10 protein-coding genes, 1 tRNA gene and 1 pseudogene are annotated in these 12,086 nt (G+C 37.5%); 6 read left to right on the top strand and 6 right to left on the bottom strand.

Annotated elements, in window-relative coordinates:
- Positions 1-146: 146 nt before the first annotated feature.
- Positions 147-223 (bottom strand) — tRNA-Met (locus BTR_RS07865).
- A gap of 161 nt (positions 224-384) precedes the next feature.
- Between BTR_RS07865 and BTR_RS07860 the strand changes: the two genes are divergently transcribed.
- Complete coding sequence (locus BTR_RS07860; protein ID WP_012232097.1) at positions 385-1,341, top strand: Gfo/Idh/MocA family protein; 957 nt, start codon at positions 385-387, stop codon at positions 1,339-1,341.
- A 49-nt stretch (positions 1,342-1,390) separates the two neighbouring features.
- Complete coding sequence (locus BTR_RS07855; RefSeq protein ID WP_012232096.1) at positions 1,391-2,509, top strand: DegT/DnrJ/EryC1/StrS family aminotransferase; 1,119 nt, start codon at positions 1,391-1,393, stop codon at positions 2,507-2,509.
- A gap of 304 nt (positions 2,510-2,813) precedes the next feature.
- On the opposite strand, the pseudogene BTR_RS13480 reads toward BTR_RS07855, so the two are convergent.
- Both BTR_RS13480 and BTR_RS07840 read right to left on the bottom strand, forming a co-directional pair.
- Positions 2,814-3,456, bottom strand: a pseudogene (locus BTR_RS13480) (hypothetical protein).
- A gap of 26 nt (positions 3,457-3,482) precedes the next feature.
- Positions 3,483-4,079 (bottom strand): DUF1134 domain-containing protein, encoded by a 597-nt coding sequence (locus BTR_RS07840; protein WP_012232095.1) that lies wholly within the window; start codon positions 4,077-4,079, stop codon positions 3,483-3,485.
- A 215-nt stretch (positions 4,080-4,294) separates the two neighbouring features.
- On the opposite strand from BTR_RS07840, the gene chpT reads away from it, so the two are divergent.
- Complete coding sequence (gene chpT, locus BTR_RS07835) at positions 4,295-4,933, top strand: histidine phosphotransferase ChpT (protein ID WP_012232094.1); 639 nt, start codon at positions 4,295-4,297, stop codon at positions 4,931-4,933.
- Positions 4,934-5,153: 220 nt separating this feature from the next.
- Here the strand turns inward: chpT and ctrA are convergent, their stop codons facing one another.
- Complete coding sequence (ctrA, locus tag BTR_RS07830; RefSeq protein WP_012232093.1) at positions 5,154-5,855, bottom strand: response regulator transcription factor CtrA; 702 nt, start codon at positions 5,853-5,855, stop codon at positions 5,154-5,156.
- Between the two features lie 564 nt (positions 5,856-6,419).
- On the opposite strand from ctrA, the gene BTR_RS07825 reads away from it, so the two are divergent.
- On the top strand, positions 6,420-6,806 hold the full coding sequence (locus BTR_RS07825) for a hypothetical protein (protein WP_012232092.1): 387 nt from the start codon (positions 6,420-6,422) through the stop codon (positions 6,804-6,806).
- Between the two features lie 154 nt (positions 6,807-6,960).
- Here the strand turns inward: BTR_RS07825 and sciP are convergent, their stop codons facing one another.
- On the bottom strand, positions 6,961-7,236 hold the full coding sequence (gene sciP / locus BTR_RS07820; RefSeq protein ID WP_012232091.1) for a CtrA inhibitor SciP: 276 nt from the start codon (positions 7,234-7,236) through the stop codon (positions 6,961-6,963).
- 394 nt (positions 7,237-7,630) lie between these two features.
- On the opposite strand from sciP, the gene mnmA reads away from it, so the two are divergent.
- Positions 7,631-8,854, top strand: coding sequence for a tRNA 2-thiouridine(34) synthase MnmA (gene mnmA, locus BTR_RS07815; protein ID WP_012232090.1), 1,224 nt, complete (start codon positions 7,631-7,633; stop codon positions 8,852-8,854).
- 254 nt (positions 8,855-9,108) lie between these two features.
- Here mnmA and BTR_RS07810 read toward each other — a convergent pair whose 3' ends face one another.
- The gene (locus BTR_RS07810; RefSeq protein ID WP_012232089.1) at positions 9,109-9,924 is read right to left on the bottom strand and encodes a TrmH family RNA methyltransferase; all 816 of its coding nucleotides are present in this window, start codon (positions 9,922-9,924) and stop codon (positions 9,109-9,111) included.
- Positions 9,925-10,705: 781 nt separating this feature from the next.
- Here BTR_RS07810 and BTR_RS07800 point away from each other — a divergent pair.
- Positions 10,706-11,614, top strand: coding sequence for a cation diffusion facilitator family transporter (locus BTR_RS07800; RefSeq protein WP_038473772.1), 909 nt, complete (start codon positions 10,706-10,708; stop codon positions 11,612-11,614).
- Positions 11,615-12,086: the final 472 nt, after the last annotated feature.

Here is a 12,086-nt window from a genome sequence, read left to right as displayed (position 1 = left end):
TAAAACAGCCTTTGAAAGGTCTTTGAAACCCCTTTGAGAACCTCTTAAAAATCCTTTGAAAAAAAATAAATTGATGCAAAACCTGCTGTCAAATTGTGCAAAACCCGATGACAAGCTACATACATACACATACAATTCTGAAAAAATGGTAGCGAAGGAGGGATTTGAACCCCCGACACAAGGATTATGATTCCTCTGCTCTAACCTACTGAGCTACTCCGCCAAAATAAAATTATAATTGCAAATAATTACATCTTCTGCGGATATAAGGGGTAGAATAGTGAGATGTCAAGCATCGTTTTTAAGCTTTTCTCTTGTCATTCTATTTTATCCTCGATATGTAAAAGTGTAATTTTATAGATCAAAGTAAGGTAAGGCATAAAAATGGTGCCACGTGTAGCGGTTTTAGGATGCGGCCATTGGGGTGGAAATCATATAAAGACACTCCATTCTCTTGGGGCTTTAGCAGCAGTTTCTGATATTGATAGCGATCGTGCTGTTCGTTTTGCCACGATGTATGATGTAGAGGTTGTTGCACCAGATGATCTTTTTGCTCAGCAAGATATTGATGCGCTAGTGCTAGCGTTGCCTCCACAATTTCATACACAAAATGTGCTGCGTGCTGTTAAAAATGGTAAAGATGTTTTGGTGGAAAAGCCAATAGCTCTAAATGTTGCTGATGCTAAACGCCAGGTTCAGGAAGCAGATGCCTATGGGCGGATTTTTATGGTGGGCCATATTTTACGGTTTCATCCGACTTTTGAAAAAATGTATGAATTGGTGAAAAAGGGGGAATTGGGGGAGGTGCGATATATTTATTCTCATCGGTTAGGCTTTGGAAAATTTCATACACACAGTGATGCTTTATGGGATCTTGCCCCTCATGATCTCTCAATGATTTTGGCATTGACAGGATGTGAACCCTCCAAAATTCTCGGTGAGGGGGCTGCTGTCGTTGATCAGATTTCCGATTTTTCCCATATTCATATGACTTTTCCAAATGGTGTACAGAGTCATCTTTTTGCTTCACGCTTGAGTCCTTATCGTGAAAGGCGTTTAACTGTTGTTGGAACAAAGGCTATGCTCGTTTTTGATGATATGGAACCGTGGAGCCGTAAATTGGCAATGCACCACTTTGCCATTTGGAAAGAGAATCAAGAGTGGGCTTTTAGCATGGATGAGCTGAATTACATTGATGTTTGTGAAGATTTGCCGCTTACTCGCGAATTACGGCACTTTCTTCATTGTATTGAAACGCGTCAATCACCTTGTACAAATGGTGGTGATGCTATTGCGATTTTACGGATTTTAACAGCTGCTGGTGTCAATTATGATAGATAAAAGAGACAGGTAGCGTTTTTGCACTCTTGTGATAATCAATGGAGCTAATATGCAATTCATCGACCTTGGGGCGCAGCGTGCGCGTATTGAAGATAAAATTAATTCTGCAATTGCGCATGTGGTCGCGAGTGGTAAGTATATTTTGGGGCCGAAGGTAACAGAATTTGAAGAGAAATTGGCAGAGTATCTTGGTGTTAAACATGTGATTGCATGTGCTAATGGAACGGATGCTTTGAAGATGCCTCTCATGGCTAAAAATATTGGTCCAGGGGATGCTGTGTTTTGTCCTAGCTTTACATTTTCGGCAACGGCCGAAGTGGTTGCTTTGGTGGGGGCTGAGCCTGTTTTTGTTGATGTTTTACCCAATACATTTAATATTGATGTTGAAAAACTTTCTCACGCTATCAAAATGGTTAAAAAAGAGGGACGGCTAAAGCCAAAGGCTATTATTGCTGTTGATTTATTTGGGCTTTCTGCTGACTATGGGCAAATTGCTCAAGTCGCCGCAAAGGAAAATCTTTTTGTCATTGAAGATGCTGCTCAATCTATGGGTGGAAGAAGTGGTAATACTATGTGCGGTGCTTTTGGTGATGTGGCCGCCACAAGTTTTTATCCTGCAAAACCATTAGGCTGTTATGGTGATGGAGGCGCTATGATGACCAATGATGATTATTTGGCAGAACTTTTACGCTCTATTTTGTTTCATGGTAAAGGTGAAACACAATATGATAATGTACGGATTGGTATGAATTCGCGTCTTGATAGTATTCAGGCTGCAATTTTACTCGAAAAGTTTGTGATTTTTGAAGATGAAATGGAAAAGCGTGTAAAAATTGCTCAACGTTATTCCAATGGTTTAAGAGATGTTGTTACAGTTCCAGAAATAGGAGAAAATATTCGTTCTGCTTATGCACAATATACGATTAAGGTCAAAGAGCGTGATAAATTAAAAGATTTTTTACAAAAAAATTCTGTCCCTACAATGATTTATTATAAAACACCTTTACATCAACAGCCCGCTTATAAACACTTTTCTTATGTGAAAGATTCCCTTACCGTTTCAGAGTCTTTAGGGGAGTGTGTTTTAAGTTTGCCAATGCATCCTTATTTGACGCAAACAGATCAGGATATGATTATCCAAAAAATAAGAGATTTTTATCATTCTTGAGCATGTGCTTTTATCTTTAAAACTTATGGTAAAAGCTTTGTAGTTGATCTATCTTAGAAGATATTTTTTGTTAAAGTGTGTGATGCATATATTTGCTTCTAGGATTCAGGGGATGCTGTCCTTTAGGGCGTCGATATGACAAGCAAATGGAATCGCTAGATAAGAAGATGGATTTTTTCAAATCGGTTTAGGATAAGAAATCTTTTCTTTAACTGAACAAGAAAGTTACATTTAATAAAAATTATTTGAGTTATAAAAGTTACAATAAAGCTTTTTTGATTTTAAAGTTTTTTTGAAATACAACTTATTTAAGGGGGAGGTTGGAGAGACAAGTTATTTTTTTGCGAATACGTGATGCTAGGTCATTTTTATTTTTTGAGTTTTGAATGAGGGTGTTGATAGGGGATATATTTCCCTCTTCTAGCGCTATTTGAGCGGCTAATGTTGCGGCAAGTTCTTTTGTTTCTTCACGCAGTTCTTCCAGCAGTTGCTGTTTAGCATTTGTGTCAAGCCCATGCGTTTGGATTTTTTGTAAACATTGCTGATAGTGTGTGATTTTTTCACGCATCATTTTGCTTTTCCTTGAAGGTGTTTGTTGCGACGATATTTTGTTTGATTGTGACTGTTTCTTTGGGAAAAGTATTTTGTGCTGAGAGATATAGCTGATAAACTTGTTCTTTTAATTGGCTTAGGTGTATTTTCTGTTGGGCGTATTTTTTTTGCAAAGATTCGTATTTTTGTTGGTTTTTTGCTAATTCTACAGCATGTTTTGCACGGATAAAATCATGGTTGGCTTGTATTTCCGTGAGTGATAATGGAATTTGCGCACAAACATTTTTATATGCAAAATAAACGGCTTTACGCCAAATAAAAGGAGATAAAAGCACCAGTAACCAAGAAATTGAGGCAACGCCAAGAATAAAAAAAAGAAACGATTGAATAAGCATAATACCCCTTTCAAATAAAAAACCGTTTAAAACGGATTCCATGTTGGTTTCGGTGTTAATTTTAAATACCCTATGTTGATACCAAGGCGCGCACCGATTCCTGTCCGTATTGGGATTAACAAGGTATCATGGTATTTAAGCACATGAAAACCAACACCTGCAATTAAATAGGCCGAACCTGAAACACCACCATAGCGCCTCCATAAATTATTTATGCTTTTAAGATTGTAAACCAAGATCATGAGACGGGAACCTTGTCCGCCAAAATCCCATCCTACCGATGGACCTTGCCAAAAAACTTTATGCTGACCATAATTTTTTGTAAAAACTTTTCCTTCGCCATAGGTTAAGCCAGCAAAAAAGGCACCAGAAGCTTCTTCTCCTAAAATATAGGCATTTGGATAACCGTATTTTGAAAAAATATTTTGAATGGCGATTGCCAGACCACTGGCTGTTTTTCCAAAAAAAATATGACCAGAATCAATAATTTCTTGAAGTGAATAATGGGGTTCGTTTTGCTCTATTGGTTTTAGTTGAGCATATGCAGTGTTTATGGTGACGAATAAAAGGAAAATTAAAGATATAATATTTTTGTACCAGTATTTTAGCAGAGAGAGAGCCATGGAGTTTTCTCCTTTTATTAGTGACAAACAAAAAGATAATATTAGAATTTTCATTCTATTCAAATAAAAATAAAATGTAAGGTTATTTAAATTCTTGAATTTATTTCTGAAAATTTTTAGCATGATTGTTAATGTTTTCTCTTATGCATTAGATGTTAAGAGTTTTTCTTTAAAATAAAGTTTGTTTTTTTTGAATTTAGGAGTTTTCAATCGTTATGACGTTCGCTGTTTCTTTGAAGCCTATGGATCTTGCTGCTTTGCTTTGTAGTCGTATTTGCCATGATTTGATTTCACCTGTGGGGGCTATTCAAAATGCAATGGAGCTTTATGACGATGGAGGTGCTGAAGAAGAGGCTTTGCAATTGGTGCGTTTATCTGTTGTGAGTGCTTCTGCGCGTCTACAGTTTGCGCGATTGGCTTTTGGTTTTGCTGGTGCAAGTGGAGGACAAATAGATACACGTGCAGCAGAGCAGGTTGCTCAACAATATATGCAGCAAGAAAAAGCAACTTTAAAATGGCAGGCTCCCTCCTTTTTGTTACAAAAAGATGAAGTTAAACTTTTGCTTAATTTGTTATTGATTGCAAATGCAACAGTTTCTCGTGGTGGTGAAATTGTTTTTATGATTGTACAACAGGAAAATAAACGTTCTTTTCGATTTGAGATTTTCGGTAAAACTCTTCGTATACCTCCTCATTTTCTTGCGTTATATCATGGAGAAGTTAAAGAAGAGCTTATTGATGCACATGTCATCCAATTTTATTACACAATGTTACTTTCTCAGAGGACAGAGATGAAAATCAATATTGATGAAAAGGATCATTGTATTGTTTTAGAAAGCGTGAAAAAGCTTTGAATAAGAGAGAAGCGCTTAAGGTCGGTGTTGGGGAAAAAAACTTCGATCAAATTTACGAGCGATAAGATTATATTTGTGAATAGGGTGTGGTTATTTCTTAAGATTTAAGCGCTTTCCATATGAGATTTTTTTATGTGAGTTTTTTATTTGTAACAAAAAAAATCTGGGAAAAATCTCGGCCCGCTACACCCCGAGATTTTACAATGTGTATTTTCACTGCTTAAGCGGTTTTTCTTACGTTTTCTTCAATTGGATCACGCAATACATAACCACGTCCCCAAACGGTATCAATGTAATTGACATTCGAAGAAACCGCTTCCAATTTTTTCCGTAATTTACAGATAAAAACATCGATAATTTTCAGTTCTGGCTCATCCATTCCACCATAGAGATGATTGAGAAACATTTCCTTGGTCAGTGTTGTGCCTTTGCGCAAAGAGAGAAGCTCTAGCATTTGGTACTCTTTACCTGTTAAGTGAACAGGGCGTCCTGCAACTTCGACGGTTTTTGCGTCAAGGTTAACGGTGAGATCACCGGTAACAATAACTGATTGTGCATGTCCTTTAGAACGACGAACAACTGCATGAATACGCGCAATAAGCTCATCTTTATGAAAAGGTTTTGTCATATAGTCGTCTGCCCCAGAGCCAAAACCACGGACCTTGTCCTCAATGGCATTCATACCGGAAAGGATAAGGACAGGTGTTTTTATTTTTGCCAACCTTAGAGTTTTCAAGACATCGTACCCTGACATATCGGGCAAATTCAGATCAAGCAAAATGATATCATAATCATAGAGTTTTCCTAAATCGATGCCTTCTTCACCTAGATCAGTGATATAAACATTAAAATTGGCTGACTTTAGCATCAACTCAATGCTTTGAGTAACCGCTCTATCATCTTCAATTAATAATACGCGCATTTTAGATCCCTCACTTCGCTCCTCTCCGAATCACAAGGAGCATTTCTATTTTATAAACAGTTGGTCAAACCACTGTTGATAAAAACAATTCATGAAATCAAACGCTTAGTAATAAAGCGTTTATGAATATTTCAGTAGTACGCGTAACAATCACTACCAAATTCCCCACTATCCATGATAGTGGTTAACAAAATATTGTTATTTTTGGAAGAGGCTATAAAATTATTTAAAAAAAATCCCATATTTTTTAACATAATAAGAAATGAAGGGCTTTTTCTATAAATTTTAAGCTAAAAAAATTTTTGTAAAAAAGCCTTATAAATTACTTTTTTACAATTTTAGTGTTTATTTACGGAGCTTTAAACCTCTTCATTTTATAGTGGGAGGGAAAAATAAAGAATATAGTTATGGCTCTTTAAAGAAGGTTGTGTTTGCAGATGCTTTAAGGAAGGGCGAAGTTATAGTCTTAAGTAAGGACTATTTTTTCGGCTAGACATATAACTAAACGATATGAATTGAGTATGAATGCGCGTTTTGAGTTGGCACAATCAAGGAGTAGTGAGTATGAAGCCACGGGAAAATATGGTGAGATTGAGGATGTTTCAAGTGCGCGGAAAGCGCCGCGAAATTGCGCAGCTTGAGATGATGATTGCAGAATTTGAACGAATGGTGTTAGAACTGGAAACACAGATTTCTCATGAAGAACGTAAATCCGGAAATAATAATGTTCACCATTTTGCTTATTCTGCTTTTGCGCGTGCAGCACGGCAAAGACGTGATAATCTGCTCAATTCCATTCGTGACTTACAGCTTCAAAAAACAAATGCTGAAATTGCTCTCCATGAAGCTAATAAAGAGTTGCAACATGCACAGCTTTTGGAGGCACGAGAAAAAAAGACGACCGCAGATGATGAAGATATCTTGATTCAATCTAATTCAATGGCTAGTTAATTCAGTGGTTGGGTGATCAAAAAATTATTGAAAAGTCAAATTAATTCTTTCAGATTTATCTTTTGAAAATATAATATAAAAACAGCTAGACTTTTATAAAGTTTAGCTGTTTTCATAAAGTGCTTTATGTTATCGAATCATAATCAATGGCAGCTTAATGCCTGTAGTGTTGAATCTTGGTCGTTCGTAACCCTGCTAAGCCGTGTTCATCGATCAAACTTTGCCATGAAAGAAATTCTTCCACAGTCAAAGTATAACGTTGACATGCTTCGTCAAGACTTAACAATCCGCCTCTGACAGCCGCAACAACTTCAGCTTTGCGACGTATCACCCAGCGTCGTGTTGTTTGTGGCGGTAGGTCGGCAATTGTAAGTGGACTTCCATCTGGCCCAATAACATATTTCATTTGTGTTTTTATCCAATTGGTCATTCGTATCCTCTACCTTTCGCCAAGGACTTGATTCGTTTATAAAGCATGAAATTTAAAAAAGAGCTAAGCGTGTTGAAAGGAAAAATTAATAAAGTTATTGAGCGTGTAAAAGAGTCTCGAGAAAACTGTTTAGAAGCGCCTTTTGCAACATTTTACTAGATTTTATTTTGCTAGATTTGAAACAAGAGAACAAAGTTTTTTTTAATGATTACTATTGTGCCTTATTTCTATCACTCTTTTTTATTTACAGCTGCTTTTAAGAAAGTGATGCTATGGTTGTGGAAAGGATAAAAAAACAATATAAAGACAATAGCACAAAAGTGGTGAAGAAGCGTGCATTAGGATGTTAACATATGGGTATCGATTAAGAGAGCACGAAATAGAGAATGAGTACATGTTTTTAAATAGTCTTGATTTACCAGGACAACCTGAGGATTCTCGCATTGTTGTTGCAATGTCGGGAGGTGTTGATTCATCGGTTGTTGCAGGCCTTTTGAAAAGGGAAGGGTATAATGTCATTGGCATTACATTGCAGCTTTATGATCATGGGGCTGCAACGCATCGGGTGGGAGCGTGTTGTGCAGGACAAGATATTGAAGATGCGCGCCGTGTTGCAGAAATGTTGGGAATACCGCATTATGTTCTTGATTATGAAAAACGCTTTCGCGAAGCTGTTATTGATCCTTTTGCAGAAAGTTATGCTCATGGAGAGACACCAGTGCCATGTATTGCGTGCAATCAGACGGTTAAGTTTGCTGATTTATTAGCAACAGCGCGTGAATTGGGGGCAGATGCTTTGGCAACGGGACATTATATTCGTTCGCGTTCTCATGGGGCACATCGAGCACTCTTTCGTCCTCTCGATAACGATCGTGATCAGAGTTATTTTCTCTTTGCAACGACACAAGAACAGATTGATTATTTGCGTTTTCCACTTGGCGACCTTCCAAAAGCGCGTGTTCGTGAAATAGCTGCAGAAATGGGACTTGTGGTTGCCAATAAGCATGATAGTCAGGATATTTGTTTTGTTCCACAAGGAAAATATTCAGATGTTATCGCAAAACTGCGTCCAGAAGCTGCTAATCCGGGCTTTATTGTCCATATCGATGGAAAGATTTTAGGTAAACATTCAGGAATTGTTAATTATACTGTTGGTCAACGTCGTGGTATTGGGGTGTCAACGGGTGAAGCGCTTTATGTGGTTTATCTCGATGTGGAAAATGCCCGTGTTATTGTTGGCCCGCGTGAAATGTTAGAAACGCATAAGCTTTTTTTACGTGATGTGAATTGGCTTGGTGATGAGTCGTTGGATAATTTCCCTTCTCAAGGTATTGAGGTGGCTGTAAAGGTGCGTTCAACGCGTCCTCCCCACCTTGCATGCTTGCATTATAAAGAAGGTGTTTTTTCTGTTGATCTGTTGGAATGTGAAAATGGTGTGGCACCAGGGCAAGCTTGCGTTCTTTATGATGGAAATGGTCATGAGGCGCGTATTCTGGGGGGCGGATTTGTAACGCATTCAGAACGTGCGGCTGACATTGAAGTGATGTTGAAGCGTGTTTTATGCAATCTTGAAACAAAAGATTCTGTTTCCTCTCAACTTAAAACAACGGCTTCATAAAGGGAAAGTGAATTAATTTATAATGATAACTTTTATTCTCCAACTTGAATGAGAGATTTCTGTAAGATTTTCTCATTGCAGATTTGTTTTATGATCAAATCCATTAAAACCATGTCTCTTACACACTATAAGTGGGATGATGGTGGGGGAACTAAAAAAATGTCTTTATATGCTCTCAAATGCTAGGGGATAGCAACCTTTGGGGTTGGTGAAGAACATATATCATCGGATATTTGTTGCAACTTAAAGGATTATCATCTTGAGTGGTCAAAGTCGGTAAAATGGACGAGAGCAATCCCTGAGGCTGTGGCAACATTGAGGCTGTCAAAGCCGTCAGTCATGGGAATTCGTAAGGCTGTTGATTGTTGTAGTACATGGGGTGGTAAGCCATCACCTTCTGTTCCAAAAATAAGTGCCGTTCTTTTGGTTTTGTGTGCTTGTCTGAGCGTGTGCGGGGCAGAAGGGGAGAGTGCGTAAAGATGAAAATTTTCATCGTGTAAAGCAGCTATAATGTCATTGATATCAGCGTTTTGCGTATAGGGCACTTTTAGAGCAGCACCGGCAGAAACCCTGATTGATTTGCGATAAAGTGGATCGCATGAGGTTTTATCAACAATAATGCCGTGACTGGCAAAGGCTGCTGCATTACGAAAAATTGATCCCATATTATCGTGATTCGAGATACCACATAAAACCAGAATCAAAGCTTTTTCTGGAAGATTTTTTAAAAAACTTTGTAATGATGGGAGCGTTTTGCGTTTACCGATACCCAGAATACCACGATGAACATGGAAACCGGTGATATCATCCATAACTTTTTGTGGAACGCAATAAATGGGACATGGAGGCTGTGTTTTTTCTAAAAGCGGTAGAAGTCCAGGGAGGCGTTTTGCGACAATAAGCAGCGAGAGAGCAGAGAACTCTTTCGAATGCAATAATGCGGACAATGTTATTTTACCTTCAGCAATAAATTGCTGTTGTCGTCCAACGAGATCTTTTTCACGGATATTATGATAGTCTCTCAGACGTGGGTCATTCGTTTCGTCGATTGTTATGATATTCAAATGCATGCGAGATTTTTAATGTTTTTTTCTTTCAATTTCCAGATGTTAGAATTTGCTTTAGTTTTAAGCTTTATTTTTAAAAAGAGAGATAAAAAATATTATTTTTTAAAACTTATGGTAGAATTTATGTTGACAACATATATTAATAGGTGTATTGTGCAAATACTGATGCGGGATAATAAGTGTTTTTTTCGTATCGGGTGCAGTATCTTGGGTCCCCGCTATTTCCCAAGTTCTGTATGCCCTTAAATTATTAAGGGAAAAGAATCTGGGTCCCCAATGCCCAGATTCTTTTTTGGGGCGTAAATCTTTTCTCGGTTTTTTAGCAATCATATTTTGAAATTTCCTTAAGCTGTGAGGTTACAGGAGAGCGCTCAGTCATTTTTTCTAAGGTGAAAAGATGTTTATAGATGGGTTGTAATGCACATCATAAGATGTGAAAAATAATGCATGATCATGATATATTTGAGCAAAAACCAAGCTTTTCGTTCATAAGATGTGAGACGGCTTTACGTTATTCAGAAAATGTTTAATAGAGGGGGATGTATTTGATTTCTGATCTGTATATTTCTCTCGGGAAAGCTGTTTGTTTATGACTTGTTTTCTTCATCCTTTATTGCTGATGTTCGTGTAACTTGAGCAGTTTCTGCGATAACAATGGTGAATTGAGACGTTTCGTGTATGATGAAGCTTTTGTAATATTGAGAAAATATTGGTGGTATGCCAAAAATATCATTATAGGGCTGAAGATATTATTCCTTGTTTTGTGAGGAAAAGGATGGGGTTCATGAATGTGAAAATCAATATAGAAAGCTTAACTTTATACTCTATTTTTATTGCGTGTATTGTTTTTGCTTTGAAATATTGGGCATATCACATTACAGGGTCGGTTGCTCTTTATTCTGATGCATTGGAATCAATCGTCAATATCCTTGCGTCATTGGCAGCATGGTGGGCTGTTAAAGTGAGTATGAAGCCAGCAGATGATGATCATCCCTTTGGACATCATAAAGCGGAATATTTTTCTGCGATTCTTGAAGGGATCCTCATTATTATTGCGGCAATTGTTATTTTAAGAGAAGCATGGATAGCGCTTTCTATTATTAAAGTATTGCAGAAACCTGGGATATGGCTTGTTATTCATCTTGTTGCAACTGTTATAAATTGCATGTGGGGAATGATTCTTATCGGGCAGGGAAAAAGCCATCGCTCCCCGGCTCTTAAAGCTGATGGTGTGCATTTCATAACGGATGTTTTTACCTCGCTTGCAATTTTAATTGGTCTGATTGCTGGTTTTGTAGGGGGATGGGGCGTTTTAGATCCTATTTTAGCGATAATCGTTGCTGTTAATATTCTCTTACAAGGCTGGAAGGTAATTAGGAATGCTGTTCAAGGCTTAATGGATGTTGGCGTTGAATTGAATGAAACTATGCGGATTCGGGAGTTGATTTCTGCAAATGCAGATGGTGCACTTGAGATCCATGATTTACGGACCCGTGTTGCTGGTAGGGTTACTTTTATAGAGTTTCATTTGGTTGTGCCGGCTGTCATGCAGGTCGGAGAAGCTCATAAAATTTGTGATAAAATTGAAGCTGTTCTTCAAAAAGAATTTGATAATGTGCGTATTTCTATTCATGTCGAGCCTGAAGATGAGGCCAAATTGCCTCCCGGTACAACGATGATACCTTTTATATAAAAAGATTTTTTCAAATTGGCTATCATGTTACAAACGCTAATCTTTTACGGTGAGGAAATTCATATTTCTTGAAAATACAATGATGCTCTTTCGTTGCTTTTATTTTTGCATCAATAAAGTCAAAGGTTAAACTGAGTATTCTCAGGCAAGATCTATTCTGTTGCTGTACACTGTCATTTAAGGTGTAGTGAGATAAGGCCTATAAAATTTGATCTATTAACTGTTTTTAGAGTGCGCGGTCAATATTGAGCAGTAAGGCTTGTCGATGAAGCTTAAGTAAATCACATGAAATAGTGAGCTGCTGAAATTAGCTTAAGAAGATGGACTGTTTATGGGGCTGTCAGGAATAGATCTCTTGTTTGTGAGAGCAAGGAAACATGAAGCGTAATTATAAATTTTATATAAAATACTTTGTGAGACAACACTCATAACATAACTGGCTTTACTTATTCTTAAAAAAAATCTTTCATAT

The sequence above is a fragment of the Bartonella tribocorum CIP 105476 genome, from assembly GCF_000196435.1.
GTDB classification, from domain to species: domain Bacteria; phylum Pseudomonadota; class Alphaproteobacteria; order Rhizobiales; family Rhizobiaceae; genus Bartonella; species Bartonella tribocorum.
The sequence above is the reverse complement of the archived record's forward strand: the minus strand, read 5'-3'. Positions and strand labels throughout refer to the sequence as shown.